Source organism: Streptomyces sp. NPDC032822, from assembly GCF_055578825.1.
Genome location: NZ_JBVIOL010000009.1, coordinates 21,333 through 40,068 on the forward strand (window position 1 = coordinate 21,333; position 18,736 = coordinate 40,068).

Genomic DNA, 18,736 nt, shown 5'->3' on the forward strand with positions numbered 1-18,736 from the left:
GTGCCGCCCCTTGCTCGTCAGTAGCTGTTGAGCGCCGAAGTCTTCCCGCCGAGATCGTCTACCGAGATCTTGGTGACGTCGGCCTCGATCTGGTCTTCGAGGTTGCGCTTGTCGGCCTTGGTCATGTTGATGCCCTCAAGGAAGTCGTCGAGCATCTTGCCGATCCCGACCATGTGGCCGTTGATCTCCGTCTGCTTCGCGTTGAACGCGTTGGCGCCCTGACCGGTCCAGGCCTTCTCGATCATGTCGATCGTTCCCTGCAGCTTCGCGAGCGACTGCCGGATGTTGTCGTACCGATCGACGACTTCGGTCTGAAGCTTCTTTACGTCGCCGTCATTGAGCTTGCGGTCGACCATTTCGGCACTCCCTTTCGTAAGAGCTGTGGTTCATTTCTGCGCACGGCACCGATGGAGGCGTGTCGCACTCGTTGTCGCATGTCCGCACAGGAGTGGCCGGCCTGCACCGGAATCGTGTGTGCGACTGGTCAATCGCGCGGAGTTCGTCATGCGCGACGTCGTGAACGGGCTACGGCGAAGGCTCCCCCGCCAAGTGCCACGACAAGAACGGCGCCCAGGATTACGTACAACTGGGTGTTGTCGTCGGAGGAGTTCGAGGAGGAACCTGCGGCTGAGGTCGCGCCGGATGACGTGTCCTTTGGGGCTTGGGACGCGGCGGAGGCGGATGGAGAGGGCGAGGAGGAGACGCCGCTGGCTCCATTCCTGTAGCTCAAGGGGTCCGCAGTGGCGGGTCCGGGATCGATCCTGCTGTCTTCCAGCACCTTCCGAGGGCGGACCAGGCCGTATCCCAGATACTTGCTCGGCGTGTCCTTCGGCCAATCGCGGCTGGCGGTGTCGATCAAGGTTCGGAGGACCTGGTTGGCCGTCCAGTTGGGGTGGGCGGACCAGATGAGGGCGGCGGCAGCGGAGGTGATGGCGGTGGCCATGCTTGTTCCCTCTCCGTCATCGCAGTACGACCGAAACGTCGCGTCGCACCAATGAGGCACGTTTAGGCCTGGAGCAGCGAGATCGACATATTTGCCGTGCTCCGAAAACTCTCCGACTGTCCCAGTCACGTCGGATGCAGCTACTCCCACGACGTAGGGGTAGGCGGCTGGGTAGCCTACGAAGTTCTTGGATTCAGCATCGTTTCCCGTGCCGGCGAACATCAACTTGCCCTTGGACTGGGCGTACTTCACCGCCTCCTCCACATCCGGGTCGATGGTGTCGCCACTGAAGGACATGTTGATGATCCGAGCATCACTGTCAGCGGCAGCCTTGATCGCTTCCCCGACCTCAGGGGCCTTCTTGTCCGGATTGCCCTGGAGGTTCACTCCATAGGGGACGATCTTCGCCCCGGGAGCCAGTCCCTGCAGACCGCCGCCGTCGCCTGTACCGGCAATCAACTCCGCCATGGTGGTGCCGTGGCCGTCATAGTCATCGGTCGCACCGCTCGAAACAGCCTCAGGGACCTCATCCGCCAGTACTTGGCCCTTCAGGGACGAAGTCGCGGGATTCACGCCAGTGTCCACGACAGCAACCTTGACGCCGCTGCCCGTGCTGATCTTCCACATCCCTTCCGTGTCCATCGGGTCCAAGTACCACTGCTTCGACCGGACATCGGCGGCCACGGCAGTAGGAGCCAGCCCCGAAGACACGACGGCGAATGCGCCGAGTGCAGCGCACACTGCCGACACTCGTCTTCCGGCACGTCCTGCGAAAAACACAGTCATTCCGCCGTGTGAGCTGGTCCTTGTCATGCCTCTGTACATCCTCGCTCGTGTTCAGTCAGTCGCTGGCGGCGCGTTACGCCGCTGAGGGTCGGGCTGACGTTCGCTCTCTCGGTCATCACGATTCGAGTTCCGCCGATCCCCCCTCGGGCCGCGCGAGGCATCAACACTGCCTCCAGCCGCGCCACCACTCCTGGCTGCGGACCCTTTCCCCTTGGGCGTACCGACCACTCCGTCAGGATTGCCCCCGGCGGGTCGGGCGGTGTACCCCGTACGAGCCCCGGGAGCAGAAGGAGAGTTCGACGCTCCGATGACTCCGCGCTGCCCGATCTTGCCGGCGGATGTACGAGATGCGGTGTTGCCCTCGGCGCCGACGACGGTGCCGCGAGGCACCCTGGAACCAGCCGACCCTGGAGTGGCACCACTAGTGGGTCGTCCTCCGACAACACCATTGCCTCGTCCAGCTCCCACGGGCCCCGGGCCACCGGCACGGCTGTTCACCGCTCCTCCGATCGGTCGTGGTGTCCCTCCGGAGACACCACGACCGATGGGCTGCGTACCCGCCGTGCCTCCGCCTCGGGCTCCCGACAGCCCAGAAGTAGCGCCACGTCCCATCGGGCCTGTCGCACTGCGCCCGCTGGTGGTGCCGCTGGGCGTGTTCGTGCGGCCCTGGGCCGAGATCGGGGCCCGGTTGCCAGCCGTTGGGCCGAACCCTGACGTGCGGCCGGTCGACGTGGGTGGCACACCGACAGGAAAAGAAGGAACCGCGCCGGTAACAGGACCGCTCGGTCCTGTCGAGGTCGGCGGCGTCACGGTGACCGGCTTGACGGTCTCCTGCGTCGACAGCGTTCCGACGCTGTCGATCTTCGTACCGATGTTCCGGTCCGAGGACACGATCGGGTCGTCCACGTCCTTGAGTGGCGGCGTGGTGTCGATCGAACGCACATGCCCAGTAGTCACACTCTCCGACTCGCGGCCGGACGTCGCATGCTCACGGGTGGCCGCCACCTCCCCAATACCTCGTGATTCTCCTGGGGTGATGACCGGGGACCACACCGGCTTGGGCACCCCCACATCCGGCATGGGCTCGAACGTGGGTGCCTGCTGCTTCGCGAGGTACGCCTCCGACACCTCGTAGAAGGAGGCCAGCCGATTCATCTGGTTGATCGCCTCTTGGCGGTCCTTCTCTGCCTTGACGGCCGCCGTGTACTCCGCGTTGCCGTCCACCTGCTTCGGCGTCGGGATGTCCTCCACCTTCTGGCGGACGAGCCGGGTGTCGCGGGGCGGCATGGCGCTGCGGACCGATGCGAGGCCTGTGGCCGCTGCCGTGATCTGGACACCGGCGCCTTCGGCGAACGTCGCGAGCTCAAGGGCGTGCTTGACGAGTTTGTCGCCCCAGGTGTGGAAGGCCGTGGCGGACTCGCCCTCCCACTCGACCCTCCCGATGTGGTCCTTGAGTTCGCTGGCGGCCGTTTCGATGGCGTCCTTGGCGTCCCACAACGCCTTGCCCGCGGTCTCCAGGTCCTCCGGCTTCGCGGACTCGACCAGGTCGATCATGGCGTTCAGGTCGTGGCTCTCGAAGTCCGTCTTACCGAAGAGGCGGGGCATGCCACCGCCGAAGGGAAGTGCCCTGACGACAGCTGTGCCCTGAGTAACCAGGTCGATGGCGCTCAACTGCGCGGCGGCATCATCTTTCTCCACCTGGTGCGGATCCTGGTGCTTGTGCTCGTCGCTCATCAGAGGCCACCGCCCGCCTTCTTGTCGTCGGAGAGCTTCTGCTCCTCGGCGGCCTTCTCCTGCCGCCCGATCTCGGTCTGGATCTCCCAGAACCGTCGCCGCTGTTCTTCCTCAAGGTCGTTGAAGTTCCCGCGTGCCCCGGTGACGGCGATCTGGAGCGCCTCGATCTGCAGGCCCAGGTTCTTGGAGAGTGCCGTCAGGCGCTCGTGGACGCTCTCGTAGGCGGCGTGGAGGCCCGTGGCCTCGTCGAACCGCCCCACCCCCTTGAACGACGCCTCCGAGAGGCGGTGCGCTCCCACTTTCTTGGCGCTGCCCTGTGAGTCCTCGAAGTCGGACAGTGCGGCGTCGACACGCTTCTTGAACTCTCCGAGCGACTCCAGAGTGACCTTGAGAGCCACGCGCTCCGCAGCAGGCACGATGCCGCCTTCCCCGTTCCCCGTTGGTAAAGCCATCGAGTGGTGTACAGGCGGTGGCCTGATCAACACGCTCGATGACCACTGTAGCCATTGTGTAAATCGCGGCCAACTGAACTTTGTGTTGCGTGAGTTACGAAGTTGTCGAGACACCGTCAGAAGCCCGACCTGAACCCCATTGAAGTGCCTTGAAGCGGTGCAAGTCGCATGGGTTCCATCGTGCTTGGCCACCCGTCGGGTCATCCCAACGGGAAAAATGCCCCGCGTGGCTCGATATTTGCGATGCTGAAGCGTGCCCTCCGCTCGGCCCTCGCTCAGGGGCTCCCGTCATGCCGACGCCCGCCGCGCGCCCACCTCGCTGGGGGTACTCCCCCACGGTGAACGCGGCGACCGCCCACCCGCCGCCCCACGCGGCGCACGTCGGCATGACGGGAGCCGCGATGAGGAAGAGTGCTCGGCCTGCGAGGGGCAGGCCCACGGTACGAGGTGGTGCCCAGGCCGGGGTGCGGGTCGCCGTCGGGGTCCCCGCGGGCCGCGGCGCGGGTAGGTCGGAAGGGCTCTTGATGCGACGCCACACGTCGTCCTTGAGTCTGATGAAGTCATCCCCGGTTTCCGACAGGACGTGGCCGCTGCACCGCAACACGCCGTCGGCCACGCCGTGGTCGTGGTTGTCCTCGCTCCAGTGCTCGTGGAAGGCGTGGTCGATCCCGCCCGTCGCCCCGACCACCACCACCGCACCGCCGACCCCGGCCGCCACGGCGACGGGGGCGGTGCAGGGCGCCAGGGGCACCAGGCCCGCCGTCACCGCCGTACCCGCTACCAGGCCCGCCACGTTGGCCCCGCCGTCGACCGTGACGGAGTGCTGCCGGGACCATCCTTCGGCGTGGTCGTCCGAGGCTTCCAGGAGCCCGCAGGCGCCGGCCGTGGTGACGTCCGGGACCGGGACTTCCTTGAGGAGGTCGTGCGTACGGCGGCTTCGGTCACGGGACGGTGGAACTCCCGGTACGCCGTTGCCGTCGGGCCGCTCCGAGCTGCGCCGACCCGGCTCGATCCGGTCGACGACCGCGTCCGTGCGCTCGACCCGCTGGTCGAGGTGGTCCCGCGTGTCGTCCAGGTCGCCGACGAGCTTCGTCAGGTCACCGGACCAGATGCGGAGGCTCTCCGCATTCCCCCGCATTCCCCCGCGCTCCCCCACCCTCGCTCCGCCCTCGCTCACTCCGCGCCCGCGGCCCCCGCACCCTCCGTGCCCTCCTCCGTGCGTCCCTCAGCGCCACCGCCGTGCCTCCGAGTCCCGCGACCAGGACCACCGCGCCCACGGCCACGTACGTGGCGAGGCGGGCGTTGCGTTCCTCGGCTGTCTCGCCGAGCTGGAACCTGGCCGGGGTGGGGGCTTCCGCTTTGCTCAGGCCCTGTTGGGGGTCGGGGGACTCGATGGGCTGTTCGTCCTGCGTCAGGGCGAGTACGGGGTCCACCACGCCCCAGCCGACCAGCCGGTCGTGGCCCGCGACCGTGCGTTCCGCGGTCTGTTCGATCTGGGCGACGATCTGCCGGGCCGTCCACGTGGGGTGCTTGGCCTTGATCAGGGCCGCGACACCGGCGACGTACGGCGCGGAGAAACTCGTACCGTTGTCGGAGCAGTGGCCGCCCTTGGGGACGGTGGAGATCATGTCGACGCCCGGCGCGGCCACGCCGACGAACTCGCCGGACTGGGAGAAGGAGGCGCGTTCGTTGTTGCGGTCGGAGGCGGCGACCGCGAGGACGCCCTTGTAGGAGGCCGGGTAGGTCTCCTTGACGTTGCCGCCGAGGCCGTCGTTGCCTGCCGAGGCCACGACGACGATGTTCCGGGCCAGGGCCTCGTTGATCGCCAGTTCCAGGCCGGAGGACGGCTTCATCGCCTTCGACGTGTCCTGGGAGATGTTGATGACGCCCGCGCCGGCCTGGACGGCGTGGCGGATCGCCGCGGCCAGGCTGTCGGTGTCGCCGTGGCCCTCCGCGTCGTTCTGCTGGATCGGGATGATCGTCGCCTCGGGGGCCAGGCCCACGAAGCCGGTGCCCTCGGCGGGGCGGGCCGCGATGATGCCGGCGACCTTGGTGCCGTGGCCGACGGTGTCCGTGGTGCCGTTCTCCTTGCCCCGCTCGATCGGGTTGCCGTCGTCGTCCTTGAGGTTCTTCGGCAGGAAGTTGTGGCCGCTCTTGACGTCGACGGCGTCAGTGAGCTGGGGGTTCGTCACGTCCACGCCGGTGTCGATGACCGCCACGCGTACGTTCCTGCCCTTGGACTGTCTCCACAGTTCGTCCAGGAGGACGCGTTGCAGGGACCAGGGGCGGCCCGGGTACTTGCCATTGGGGAACGCGCACTGGTCCGAGTACGGGAGGTCGGCCGCCGCCGCGGGAGGTGCGAGGAGGACGGGCACGGTCGTGAGCAGGGCCGCGGCGATCACCGTCGCCGTACGGAGGAGGGGCACGGGTCGTCGCATGTCCTGGCCCGCCCCTCAGGAACCCTGCGGCTGACGTGCCGCCGTCGTCGACAGCCGTGGCCCGGTGGGCAGGAACTCCGACCAGGCGGCGGGGATCGGCGCGGGGTCGACCTCCTTGTAGCCGAGTTGGGTCTGGGCCTGCTGGGCGCCCTGCTGAGTCTGCCCGCGCTCCTTGGCCGTCGTACCGATACCGGCGTCGTCCGAGCCGCTGTCGGCGTTGGACTGGAGTACGTAGCGCAGCCCGGTGTCGGTGACGAGGAAGACGGGGCCCGCCTTGGTCTCCTTGCCCTGGAACTGACGGTAGAGCTGGCCGGATCCGGGCGTGACGTAGGCGCTGGAGGAGCCGGTGGGGAGCTTGGCCGGGAAGTCGGTGCCCGCCCAGGTGCTCAGGGTCGTGGCGCCCGAGTCGTTCACGCCGCGCAGGACGTTGCAGACGGTGCTGCGGCTGCCGGCCCCGCCGGAGGCCTCGTTGACGGGTTCGGGAATCTCGGTGGGCCAGACGTGTTCGGTGCCGTACGCCGTGCCGGGCACGATGTCGCCGGGGCTGACCTCTGTGGCGTGGCCGGCCTGGCCGAGGGGGGCGAGATCCTCGCTGAACAGCAGGAGTTGGGCGACGAACGCCGAGACGGGGGCGACCCGGCCCGGCAGCACCACGTAGTACTGGTCGGTCTTGAGCACGGGGGCCTTGAGCACCATGCCGACCTTGTCGGTCGCCTCGTCCAGCTGACCGGGGGCACCGGCCGCGGTACCGACCTTCCCGGAGATCTCCGGGAAGGTGATCGCGTCGCCGGTGTGCAGGGTGGCGAGCCACTCGTCGGAGACCTTCTGGGGCGCCCGGCCGGAGCCGACCACGGCACGCAGCAGCAGTTCGTCGGCCTTGCCGATGGAGTACGCCCGTCCGCCCGTGTCCACGACGTAGCGGTCGCCCTCCGGATCGGCGACGTACAGGAGTTGACCTCCCGTCAGCTTCTCGCCCTTGCCCTCGGTCGCCTTCGTGTCCCGGGAGGCGAGGACCAGGGCCGCCTTCTGGATCGACTCACCGCCCGCGGCGGGGCGTTCGCAGACCGCCCAGCGCTTCTCCTGGCCCGCCTCGGACGCCGAGGGCAGACGGTCGGGAGCGTACGGGATGCCGATGGTGACGCCGTGCGGGATCTTGCCGTCGTCGAGAACGGACTCGGCGACGGTCACGACCTCGCCCTGGCCGTCGGCGAGGAGCAGTTTGGCGGACGCCATGTTGAGGACCGGGTGCAGCTGGACCTGGCCGTCGGTCGTCAGGATCACGTACCGCGTGGTCGATTCACTGGCGACGATCACCTTCGACTCGGGTTCGTTCCAGCCCTTGGGCGCGGTCGGCTTGAACATGCCCCATGCCCCGAAGACGGCGAGGACGATCACGCCCACGATGATGCCGGGGAGGATCGAACGCAGCGGGCGGGGCGCGCCTTCCTCCGACCCGTCGGGCGACGACTGCAGGAACGCCGCCAGCATCCGGCGCTTCGCGAAGGTGTAGGCATTGAGCTGGTCGCGCCGAGATGCCATCTGTGCCTGTCTCTCCCCGTGTTCACATGGGCCGCGCCCGCCGGGGCGACCTGCTCCCCCGCCTCCGATGTCAGAGCGGCCCCCTACTATGCCTGGTATCCGAGGGGACTTGCGGAGCGGGTAGGGTACGCGGGCCTTCAAGGGCCTTGTGTGGTGCTGAAACGCCAGCGAGTTGTGAGCAGAACGGGGGGACGGAGTGATGGCTTCCGGAACGCGCGCCCGGTCCGGTGACCGATCACGGACAGGGGGCTCCTCAGCGCCTCGACGGACGCCGGCGGCGCCCCGGCGGGCCGCGGCCCAGCGGCCGGTTCCGCCGGGCGCCCTCCATCTCAGGGTGCGTTCGGGTCAGGTCGGGGCATTCCGGTTGCAACGCGTTGTGCTGCTGGAGATCGCGCTCGCCGTCGTCCTCGTCGGGTGGGTTGTCGGCACCGTGGCGCTGGTGGCGTCGGTCGTCGTCGCCGTCTGTCTGGTGCTGCTCTCCTTCTTCCGTCGCCGCGGGCGCTCACTGCCCGAATGGCTCGCCACCGCGCGGGCGTTGCGCGCACGGCAGCGCCGGGCCGCGACCACGCCGATCCCGGAGGGCACCGAACCGGGGCTGGCACCGGCCGTGGAGTGCGATCCGACGCTGCGGACGTACACGTACGCCGGTCGTGACCGCCGCTCCGTCGGAGTCGTCGGGGACGGCACGTTCGTCACCGCCGTCCTTCAGGTGGAGGCCGACGCCACCGCCCTGCGCGCCGAGCGGAACCGGCAGCCACTGCCGGTCGCGCTGGTGTACGACGCGCTGGACGTCGACGACATCCGCCTGGAGTCGGCGCAGATCGTGCTGCACACGCAGCCCGCGCCCGCACTCCATCTTCCCCGGCAGTCGGTGGCCGTCGCCAACTACGCGCCCCTGCAGGAGCAGACGGGCGCGCCCGCCGTGCGCATCACCTGGATCGCGTTGAAGCTCGACCCGGAGCTGTGCGCGGAGGCGGTGGAGGCGCGCGGCGGTGGTCTCCTCGGGGCGCAGAAGTGTGTCGTCCGCGCCGCCGACCACCTCGCGAGCCGGCTGACCGGGGCCGGGTTCCGGGCCGGTCTCCTCGACGAGGAGGAGCTGACCTCCGCCATCGCCACCTCGGCCTGCGCCAACCCGCTGGTGACGGCGGAGGCCGGGCGGACGGACACCCGGGAGCGGCGGACCGAGGAGTCCGGCCGCAGCTGGCGCTGCGACAACCGCAGACACACCACGTACTGGATCCGCCGGTGGCCGACGCTGGGCGGCGAACGCGCGCCCTCGCTCCCGCAGTTGGTAGCGCTGGTCACGGCCGTCCCCGCGCTCGCCACCACCTTCAGTCTCACCCTCACGCGCGGGGACCGGCGCGAGGTCGCGCTGACCGGCCACCTGCGGGTGACCGGGCGCAGCGACGACGAACTCGTCGCGGCCCGACGGGCGGTGCAGGGCGCGGCCCGGCACACCGGCACCGGACTCGCCCGCCTCGACCGGGAACAGGTGCCCGGCATGCTCGCCACCCTGCCGCTCGGAGGTGTCCGATGACGGCGCCGACCGGGCGCGCCGGACAGACGGCCACCCGTCGCGGCGAGGACCGGCCCACCACCACACAGCGGGCGCGCGATCTGCTCCGCAGCGGCCTGGGGCTGATCGGCCCGCGGCACGCACGGCACTGTCTGCCCGTGGAACAGCTGGACGCGCTCACGCTGCCCATCGGCGACGACGGCGTGGTCATCGGCGTGGACGCGGACGGCCGGCCCGCCGTACTGGGGCTCAACCGTCCGACTCCTTACGACGTCGTCCTCATCGGCGGTCTGTGGACCGCCCAGGTCATCGCGCTCAGGGCGGCGGCGACGGGGGCGCGCGTGGCCGTGGAGACCGGGCGACCGCAGGCCTGGATGCAGATGGTGCACGCGATGGGCGGCGGGCAGAACGGCCTGGCGGTGTACGACGTCGGGCGGGTGCCGCCGCAGGGCACCTCGGCCGGTACACCGGTACTGGTGGTGCGGGACTGCGGGATGCGCCCGCCGCGCGGCCGGGTCGTCTCCGGCCCCTGGCAGGCCGTACTCACCCTGCTGCCGTACCTCAGCCCGGTCGCCCCGCGACTGCTCAGACAGGCGCGGCTCGTCGGCGTCCAGCGCATCTCGCCGGACGAGTCCGCGGAACTGGGCCGTACCCTGGCGTTGCCCCGGGCGGAGAGGGACGCGCTGCCCGGTCTCTCCGACGGTCTCACGCTCTGGTGCACCGACGGCGACCGGCAGTACGTGTTGACGCAGCCCACCGATGCCGAGATCGGATTGTTGGGTATGCCTCGAAGGATGGACTGAATCAGCCATCACCTGACGCGAATTGACCATTCGGGGGCGATTGTTCCGCTTTGCCCCGCTCCACGGCACCCTTTATCAGGCGGTTTGCTCGCCTGAACTGGCGTCTTACCGGGCCTTCGGGGACGGTTGTGGTGCCGGAGGCAGGCCCTCAGGGATGGACGGGCCTGCCGAGGCGGGGCGCATGGTGATTAGGCTGGTACCGGGCGCGAGGCCAGAACCCGTGGACCGGGCGTCGGCGCCCCTGGGGGAAGCCGGTGGATCGGACGACCTCGAACGACCAAGGCAGACACGTAATGGTCGCCCCGGCACCGCACAAGGGTGCGCATGGGTGCTCGACCACACCAGGAGGAATTGTGAGCAGCGATCGGGACGGGATCCGCGGGGGCTGGGCCTCACCCGACGATGACCAGCCCGATGCGGAATCGGCTGTCGACATGACCGGCGAGTTCACCATCGACTACGCGCCGCCCGCTTGGTACACGCAGAACGCGGGCGACGGGGCGCCGGGACAGTCCGGCCAGTCGGGACAGGACGCGTCCGGCTCGGCCGAGGGTGCCTCGGGGCCCGCTGCCGCCGTTCCGGCGACGCCGGACAGCGCGTTTCCGGTGGCGCCTCCGACGCAGGGTCCGGCTTCGACGCCGCCTCCGCCTCCGTCTCCGGTGAGCGAGCCGGTTACCCCGCACCTGCCGCCCGCGAGCGGTGGCTTCCAGCTGCAGCAGCCGCAGGGCTTCCCTCCGGTGGGACCGGCACAGGGCCAGGGACCGGCCCAGGGGCACGGTCAGAACCAGGGCCAGGGCCAGGGCCAGTGGTCTCCGGCCGTGCCCGAGGCACACACCGCCCCGCCTGCTCCGGCCGCGCCTCCGGTCGCCGCTGCCCCGCCGGTCTCCCCCGCCCCGCCCGTCGCACCCGCTCCGCCCACCCCCTCGGCCTCCCCTTTCCCGGCCTTCGGTGAGGACGAGTCCGGCACCGGCGACCTGGGGAGCGGTGCCACCATGCGCTTCTCCGCCGCCGCCCTGCAGCAGGAGATCGCGGGACTCGCAGCCGCCGCCCACGCAGAGTCGGGCACCGGAACCGGGCAGAGCCCTGCCGAGAAGAGCGAGGGCGAGGCCACAGCAGACGGCTCTCCCGACGCCGCTGCCCCTGCCGTTGCCGGCGCCGATGCCAATGTCGACACCGATGCCGATGCCGAACAGGCTCCGGCCGCCTCTCCCGACGGCGGTGCCGACGGTACGGCTGCGGACTCGGCCGACGCCGGGACCAGCACCAGCACTGGATCCGACGCCGACACCGACAGCGATGCCGGTACGGACGACGGCGTGGACGTCGCGAGCGACCCGGACGCGCCGTCCGGCGACGACGCGGAGGCCCCGGCCGCCGTGTCCGACGACACCACTCCGGCCGAAGGCGAGACCGAGCCCAAGCCCGAGACGGGACCCCAGCCGCAGCCCGAGCCCGAGGCTGCCGCCGAGGGCAACGGCGACGACTCCACCGCTGCGACCGCCGATCCCGCCCCCGGCGCCGCCCCGCAGCCCGCCCCCTCCGCGTGGACTCCCCCGCCCGCACCGCAGGCCGGTGTGCCTCCGCTGCCGCCGTCGTACCAGCCGGCCGCCCCCGCTGCCGCCCCCCAGTGGCCCGTGCAGCAGGAGCCGACCGCGCCCGCGCCGCAGCCCGCGTACCCCGCCCAGGGGCAGCAGCCGCCCTTCCAGCCGCAGGCACCGCAGCCTGCGCCGACCCCCTGGCACCAGAACCAGCCCGGCGTGCCGACGCCGCCCGGCCCGGAGGCCCCACCCGCACAGCCACAACCGCAGCCACAGCCCGGCTACGGCTTCCCGCACCCCGGCGCCCCGAGCCAGCAGCAGCCCCCCGCACAGGGCGGCTACGGCTTCCCCCAGCCGCCGGCCCCCAACGCCCAGGGCGGGTACGGCTTCCCGCAGCCCCCCGCGCCCAACGCCCAAGGTGGCTACGGCTTCCCGCAGCCGCCCGCGCAGCAGGGTCACCCCGGCCGGCAGCCGCACCCGGCCCAGCACCAGGGCGCCCCGCACCAGCAGCCCGACGGCCAGAACCAGGGCCAGGCCCAGCCGTTCCCCCAGCACCCCCAGCCGCCTCAGCAACCGCACCACCAGGCGCAGCAGCCCCAACACCCCCAGCAGGCACCCCACTCACCCCAGGGCCAGCCGGCGGTGGACCCCCGCACCGGTGCCGCCTGGCCGCAGGCCGTCCAGCACGACCAGCGCCAGCCGGCCAACCCCGGTGCAGCGCCCCTCGGTTACACCGCCGCCGTGGAGCTGTCCTCCGACCGGCTGCTCAACAGCAAGAAGCAGAAGGCGAAGAGCAGCCGCCCGGCGGCCGGCTCCAAGTTCAAGCTGGGCGGGAAGAAGGAGGAGGCCGAGCGGCAGCGGAAGCTGGACCTCATCCGCACGCCGGTCCTGTCCTGCTACCGGATCGCCGTGATCAGCCTCAAGGGCGGTGTCGGCAAGACGACCACGACCACCGCGCTCGGCTCCACGCTCGCCACCGAGCGGCAGGACAAGATCCTCGCGATCGACGCCAACCCGGACGCCGGCACGCTCGGCCGCCGGGTCCGCCGCGAGACCGGGGCCACGATCCGCGACCTCGTCCAGGCGATCCCGTACCTCAACTCGTACATGGACATCCGGCGGTTCACCTCCCAGGCCGCGTCCGGCCTGGAGATCATCGCCAACGACGTCGACCCGGCCGTGTCGACCACGTTCAACGACGAGGACTACCGGCGCGCGATCGACGTGCTCGGCAATCAGTACCCGATCATCCTCACCGACTCCGGTACCGGTCTGCTGTACAGCGCGATGCGCGGGGTGCTCGACCTCGCCGACCAGCTCATCATCATCTCGACGCCGTCCGTGGACGGTGCGAGCAGCGCCAGTACGACCCTCGACTGGCTGTCCGCGCACGGGTACGCCGACCTGGTCTCACGGTCCCTCACGGTCATCTCGGGGGTCCGCGAGACCGGCAAGATGATCAAGGTCGAGGACATCGTCAGCCACTTCGAGACGCGCTGCCGCGGTGTCGTCGTAGTCCCCTTCGACGAGCATCTCTCCGCCGGCGCCGAGGTCGACCTCGACATGATGCGGCCGAAGGTGCGGGAGTCCTACTTCAACCTCGCGGCGCTGGTCGCCGAGGACTTCGTACGGCACCAGCAGTTGCACGGTCTGTGGACGTCCAACGGCAACCCGCCCCCGGTGGCGGCCCCGCCGATGCCGGGCCAGCAGATGCCGGGCCAGCCATACGGGCAACCGGGACAGCCCGGGCAGCAGGGTCAGCCCTACCCGCAGCAGCCCCACCCCGGGCAGCAGTACCCGCCGCAGGGCCAGCCCTACGCCCAGCCGGGCCAACCGCCCGCCGCACCCGGCCAGCCGTACCCGCAGCAGTATCCGCAGCAGGGCTACGGCTACCCCCAGCCGGGACAGCAAGGTGGGCAGACCCCGCCCCCGCCGCCTCCGCAGCAGTAGGCACAGCCTCATGCGAAGGGCGGCCGGCGCCTGACAAGGCACCGGCCGCCCTTCGGCGTCAGGGGGTGACCGCTACTCGACGATCTCCTGCGCCGCCACCAGCTCCCGGCAGCGCTTGACGTCCTCGGCCATCTGCTCCAGCAGCGCGTCCAGCGTGTCGAACTTCGCCTGGCCGCGGACGTAGGCGAGGAAGTCGACGGCGACATGCAGGCCGTAGAGGTCGAGGCCGACGCGGTCGATGGCGTACGCCTCCACCGTGCGCTCGGTGCCGTCGAACTGGGGGTTGGTGCCCACGGAGATCGCGGCGGGCATCGCCTCGCCCTGGGTGTGCAGCCAGCCGGCGTAGACGCCGTCGGCCGGGATCGCGGTGTGGGGCAGCGTCTCGACGTTGGCGGTCGGGAAACCGAGCTCCCGGCCCCGCTGAGCCCCGCGGACGACGATGCCCTCCACCCGGTGCGGGCGGCCCAGGATCTCGCCGGCGCCCTCGACATCGCCCTCGGCGACCAGACGCCGGGTGAGGGTCGAGGAGAACGGCTCGCCGCCGCCCGCGGTGCCGGACACGTACAGGTCGACGACCTCGACCTCGAAGTCGTAGACCTTGCCCTGTTCGGCGAGGAAGTCCACGTTCCCCGCGGCCTTGTGGCCGAAGCGGAAGTTGGGGCCCTCGACGACCGCCCTGGCGTGCAGCTTGTCGACCAGGACCTTGACGACGAAGTCGGCCGGGGAGAGCTTCGAGAACTCCTTGGTGAAGGGGAGGATCAGGACCGCGTCCACGCCCAGCTCGGCCATCAGTTCGGCGCGGCGGTGGTGCGGGGCCAGCAGCGGCGGATGGCTGCCGGGGCGGACGACCTCGCTGGGGTGCGGGTCGAAGGTGACGACGACCGCGGGGACGCCCAGTTCCCGGGCCCGGTCCACGGCGTGCCGGATGATCAGCTGGTGTCCGCTGTGGACTCCGTCGTAGGAACCGATGGTGACGACGCTGCGCCCCCAGTCCTCGGGGATGTCCTCCAAGCCACGCCAGCGCTGCACTGTGACTGCTCCTCGTCGCAAACTCGTCGAACCCGTGTCCGGGGTTGTCTCTTACGCAGGACTAAGGGTGCCATGCCGGGTGCTTCCGGCCCGCATCGGCATGGACCCTGTGACCCGGCGCACGTACGACCGGGCGTACGCACCCCGTCGTACATCACCCGGTCAGGCGGGCACCCCCACGCCCGCCAGGTTCTCGATCATCCGGCGGGCGCTCGGCCCGACCACCGCCGCCCATTCCTCCGGGGTCTCGGTCAGCCAGCCCGCCACCAGCGCGGCGAAGCCGGGGAGGTGCCGCCCCAGGTCGACGAGACCGCGGTCGAAGCGGGTCGCGCCGTCCGGGGTGCGGACGAGGAGCAGCCCGGTGCGGTGGACCAGGCCGCGGGCGACCAGGGGCTCGGTGTCCGCGCGCGAGGCCGCCGCGTGCAGGACGGCCATCAGGACGGACGGGTCGTCTTCGCGGGCCAGGAGGAGTTCGAGGAGTTCTCGGCGCAGCGGGCGGGATGCGGGGGTGCCGGCGGCGGCGAGCACGGTCGCGAGGGCGCCGCGCACCCGTTCGGGGCCGCCGTCCAGCAGACCGCTGACCAGGGGAAGGAGGACCGCCCGGGCGGTGGGGCCGTGGTCGAGGCGCCGGTCCGTGTACGCCGCCACGTCCCCGGCGGTCTCGGGGTGCCGCTCCACCGCCTCCCGTACGAGGACGGCGACCCGGCGGGCCAGGGCGGGCGTGGTGACGTCGGCGAGCGTCCGCAGGGCGGCCCCGGCGTCCGGACGGCGCAGCCGGTCCCGGAAGGCGTCCAGGACCGGCTCCGGGTGGGTCGCCAGGGCGGGCACCAGTGCGCTCGGCGGCAGTTGCGGGTCGCCGGCCGCGAAGTGCCCGAGCGCCTGCGGGAGATGACGGGCCCGGGTGTGCGGATCGCGGACCAGCAGGGCGAGCGCGCCGCCGTGCAGGGTGCAGTCGGCGGGGCGGGCGAGCAGCGACAGGGCCGCGTAGCGCAGGAGTTCACGGTCGGCGTCGGTGTGTACGTGCGGGGCGGCGCGCAGGCCGTACGCCACCGCCGCGACCCGTCGTGCGGGCCGCTCGTCGTGCGCCCACCGGTCCACGGCCCGGCACACGGCCGACGGCTCGTCCTCGGCCAGGACGGCGAGTAGTTCGTCGGCCCGGCCGTGCGCGCTGTCGACGAGCACCTCCGTGAGGTCGTCCAGGGCGCGGTGTCGGTGCGTGTGCAGCAGTGCCTGCGCGGCCTTCGCCACGGTCGCGTGCGGGGTGGCGGGCAACGGCCGCTCGTCGTCGAACCACCGGGCGAGACGCGGTTGTACGGCGGTGGCGTCGGCGGTGAGCAGCCGGGCCACGGCGTCCAGGAACCGCGGTCCGGCCTCGTGCGGCGGGCCGTCGGCGAGGACCAGGCGGCGCAGCAGGTCAAAGCGGGTGTCCTCGGGCAGCGGCAATCCGGTCCAGAAGTCCGGCCCGAACTCGGCGGGCAACGGCCGGGCCTGCTGCCGCCAGGCCACCATCCGGTCGGTGAGCAGACGCAGGACCGGGATGTACGGCGTCACGTCGGGCACCCGGCCGAGCACGTCGGCGAGCAGCCGGGCGGCCCACCAGGAGTGCGGGTCGGCATCGAGGGCGTACGTCAACTCCTCCATGCGGCGGGCGAGTTGACGGGTGCCGTGCTGGCGGGCGAGGAGCAGCAGGGCCTGCACGACGGGGCCGATGCGGTGGTGCGGCACGGGGAGCGGGTGCTCGGCGTGCGGGTGGGTGCGGCGGCGGTGGACCAGGGCGCGCAACGCCTCGTCCAGGTCGAGGTGCGTGCCCTGGATCCAGTCGGCGAGTTCCTCGTGGGCGAAGCGGTAGCCGCCGCCGGCGGGGACGAGGAGGCCCTCGGTGAGGACGGCGGAGGCCCAGCCGGTGCCGCCGCCGAGCCGCGCCGGTGCCTGACCCCACGGGAACACCGCCTCGAACGACTCCCGGTCCAGCTCGCCCTGTCCGGGGCCGAGGCTGCGGCGGGCGGCCTCGTGGACCTGACCGGAGACCTTGGCGGCGAGACGGCGTACGGCGGTGCCGCGCAGGCCGTTCTCCGCGGCCAGCCGGACGGCGATACGCAGGCACATCAGGTCGAGGTGGGCCGAGAAGACGTCGTGGCGGTCGAGAGAGGAGCCGGGGACGTCGGGGGCGTCGAGGTGGGCGGCGCGGATCTCCGAGAGGAGACGGAGGGTGAGGGGGTGGCGGGCGTCGGCGTCGTGGAGGACGCCCTCGGGGATGCGATAGCGGGCGCGGGCCTGGCGGGCCTCGTGTTCGTGCAGGTCACCGAGGTGGACGCGGGGTGGGAGCGAGGGAGTGGTCTCGTCGGGCGAGGCCGCCGGGTGCAGCAGCTCCGCCGGGAACCTCACGCCCTCCCAGTACTCCTCCCGGCACGCGACCACCATCCGCGCCCCCGTCTCCCGCAGCCACGTCGCCGTCCCCTCGGTCCACTCCGCGAGGCGGTGTGCCAGGACGGGCGGCATCTCCTCGGGGCCGTCGAGGAGGAGCAGGAGGGGGCGGCCGGCGGTGTGGGCGAGCCGGGCGAGGCGTTCGGGGGTGGTGTCGCCGAGGTCGGCCGCAAGGGTGAGGCCGGTGCCGCGCTCGGCACCTCCGGCGCCCACCTCGGTCCTGTCCGTCCGGTCGCCCGCCGCCTGGTCCGGGGCCGCGACGATCCGGGCCGCCCGGTCCAGGGCCCGCCGCGCCGCGTCCGCCACCGAGCCGTCCTCGTCCTTCAGGTCGGCCCCGCGCAGCCACAACGTGGGCGCCGGTTCCGCACTCCGGTGACGGCGGGCGGCGAGGGCGGCGAGGGCGGTCGTGCGCCCGCTGCCGGGCGCCCCGACCAGTCCGAGCACAACGGCCGCCCCCTCGACGAACGCCCCGAACTCCGCGACGACGCCTCCCCGTTCCACCGGCTCCACGATCCCTGTCCCGCCGAAATCGACACCGCCGCCGAAACCGTCACCGGTCCCCGCACCCGCACCCGCACCCGGCCAACCTCCGCCCACCCCACCGGACCCGACGCACGCCCCGCCGAATCCCACCCCCAGCCCGCTGGTGCACGCCCCCGGCCACCCCTCCTCCGCCGTCCGCCCCACATACCCCGCCAGCACGCCCGCCGGCCCGTCCTGTCCCACCGACGTGGCCGTCAGTTCCAGCACTCCCGCCAGGTTGAGGTCGACGCCGTACGCGGGGACGGTGGCGGCGTTCGTCGCGAGCAGGTCGGCGAGGGGGCCGGGCGGGGCGGGGTGCAGGGGTACCGCGAAGCCGACGTCGCGGTGGCCGCTCTGCAGGGCCGTGCCGAGGACGCCGATCACCGCTCCGGTCGCCGCGTCGAGGACGGGCCCGCCCGCGGCCCCGCCCCCCAGTCGCAGGGCGTCACGGCCCGCCGTGCCCATCGCCAACTCCAGGACGTCGCCGAGGAGATGGAAGCGGTCGGTGGCGGTGTACGTGACCGGGGTCGCCGCCAGTACGCGGGCCGCGCGCCAGCAGCCGGCGGGGACCCGCACATAGGTGCCGGCGCCGATCCGGTCCCGCACGGTGACGGGCAGCGGGTCCACACCGAGGCCCTCGGTGCGGACGAGGGCCAGGTCCAGGTCCGGCAGGGGGGTCACCGCGTCCGCGCTCACGACGCAGCTGCGGTCCCCGGCGGCGTGCAGGACCAGCCGGGGCAGGCCGTCGACGGTCTCGTGGCTGGTGACGACCGTGCCGTGGTGGTCGGCCACGAAGCCGGTGCCACGGGGGCGGCCGGCGAGGTCGTGGATGCGGACGAGGGAGTCGTCGCGCCCGGGCCCCTCGCCCGGGCCCTCTCCCGATGCCTGTGCCGGTCCCCCGCGGTCGTCCCGTCGGTTCGGCCGTGCGGTACCGCGGGCGTCCCCGGTCCGCGCACCCCGTCCCGCCATGGTCGAGCCTCCCCGCCGTACCCGCACGCCTGCACACATGCCTGTCCGCCGTACGCATGCACGTGCCTGATCCGACGGTAGGCGCGGGATGAT

The 18,736-nt window shown here is 71.7% G+C and carries 12 protein-coding genes; 3 read left to right on the forward strand and 9 right to left on the reverse strand.

Annotated features, from left to right (window positions below):
• Nucleotides 1–17 precede the first annotated feature (17 nt).
• From ACZ5VD_RS25195 to eccB, 7 genes are all read right to left on the reverse strand, one after another.
• On the reverse strand, nucleotides 18–356 hold the full coding sequence (locus ACZ5VD_RS25195) for a WXG100 family type VII secretion target (protein WP_468552501.1): 339 nt from the start codon (nucleotides 354–356) through the stop codon (nucleotides 18–20).
• Nucleotides 357–502: 146 nt separating this feature from the next.
• The gene (locus ACZ5VD_RS25200; protein WP_468683373.1) at nucleotides 503–1,627 is read right to left on the reverse strand and encodes a S8 family serine peptidase; all 1,125 of its coding nucleotides are present in this window, start codon (nucleotides 1,625–1,627) and stop codon (nucleotides 503–505) included.
• Nucleotides 1,628–1,780: 153 nt separating this feature from the next.
• Nucleotides 1,781–3,463, reverse strand: coding sequence for a WXG100 family type VII secretion target (locus ACZ5VD_RS25205; RefSeq protein WP_468683375.1), 1,683 nt, complete (start codon nucleotides 3,461–3,463; stop codon nucleotides 1,781–1,783).
• A complete protein-coding gene (locus ACZ5VD_RS25210; RefSeq protein ID WP_468683376.1) occupies nucleotides 3,463–3,879 on the reverse strand; it encodes a hypothetical protein in 417 nt (138 codons plus the stop codon). The genes ACZ5VD_RS25205 and ACZ5VD_RS25210 overlap by 1 nt, the downstream gene beginning before the upstream one ends.
• 130 nt (nucleotides 3,880–4,009) lie before the next feature.
• Nucleotides 4,010–5,053 (reverse strand): hypothetical protein, encoded by a 1,044-nt coding sequence (locus tag ACZ5VD_RS25215; RefSeq protein ID WP_468683378.1) that lies wholly within the window; start codon nucleotides 5,051–5,053, stop codon nucleotides 4,010–4,012.
• Nucleotides 5,013–6,353, reverse strand: coding sequence for a type VII secretion-associated serine protease mycosin (gene mycP / locus ACZ5VD_RS25220; RefSeq protein WP_468683379.1), 1,341 nt, complete (start codon nucleotides 6,351–6,353; stop codon nucleotides 5,013–5,015). The genes ACZ5VD_RS25215 and mycP overlap by 41 nt, the downstream gene beginning before the upstream one ends.
• Nucleotides 6,354–6,368: 15 nt before the next feature.
• Entirely contained in the window at nucleotides 6,369–7,892 is a 1,524-nt protein-coding gene (eccB, locus tag ACZ5VD_RS25225) for a type VII secretion protein EccB (RefSeq protein ID WP_468683380.1), read from the reverse strand.
• A 199-nt stretch (nucleotides 7,893–8,091) separates the two neighbouring features.
• Between eccB and eccE the strand changes: the two genes are divergently transcribed.
• From eccE to ACZ5VD_RS25240, 3 genes are all read left to right on the forward strand, one after another.
• Nucleotides 8,092–9,429, forward strand: a complete 1,338-nt coding sequence (eccE, locus tag ACZ5VD_RS25230; RefSeq protein WP_468683382.1) for a type VII secretion protein EccE — start codon at nucleotides 8,092–8,094, stop codon at nucleotides 9,427–9,429.
• Nucleotides 9,426–10,211, forward strand: a complete 786-nt coding sequence (locus ACZ5VD_RS25235) for a hypothetical protein (RefSeq protein WP_468683384.1) — start codon at nucleotides 9,426–9,428, stop codon at nucleotides 10,209–10,211. Before eccE ends, ACZ5VD_RS25235 begins: the two co-directional genes overlap by 4 nt.
• A 353-nt stretch (nucleotides 10,212–10,564) precedes the next feature.
• Nucleotides 10,565–13,699: an SCO5717 family growth-regulating ATPase gene (locus ACZ5VD_RS25240; protein ID WP_468683386.1), complete on the forward strand. Its 3,135-nt coding sequence runs from the start codon at nucleotides 10,565–10,567 to the stop codon at nucleotides 13,697–13,699.
• A gap of 72 nt (nucleotides 13,700–13,771) precedes the next feature.
• On the opposite strand, the gene ACZ5VD_RS25245 is transcribed toward ACZ5VD_RS25240, so the two are convergent.
• Both ACZ5VD_RS25245 and ACZ5VD_RS25250 read right to left on the reverse strand, forming a co-directional pair.
• Nucleotides 13,772–14,728 carry a bifunctional riboflavin kinase/FAD synthetase gene (locus tag ACZ5VD_RS25245; RefSeq protein ID WP_468552493.1) on the reverse strand — a complete coding sequence of 319 codons (957 nt, stop codon included), beginning with the start codon at nucleotides 14,726–14,728 and terminating at the stop codon, nucleotides 13,772–13,774.
• A gap of 162 nt (nucleotides 14,729–14,890) precedes the next feature.
• Nucleotides 14,891–18,643 (reverse strand): trypsin-like peptidase domain-containing protein, encoded by a 3,753-nt coding sequence (locus ACZ5VD_RS25250; protein WP_468683388.1) that lies wholly within the window; start codon nucleotides 18,641–18,643, stop codon nucleotides 14,891–14,893.
• Between the last annotated feature and the right edge of the window lie 93 nt (nucleotides 18,644–18,736).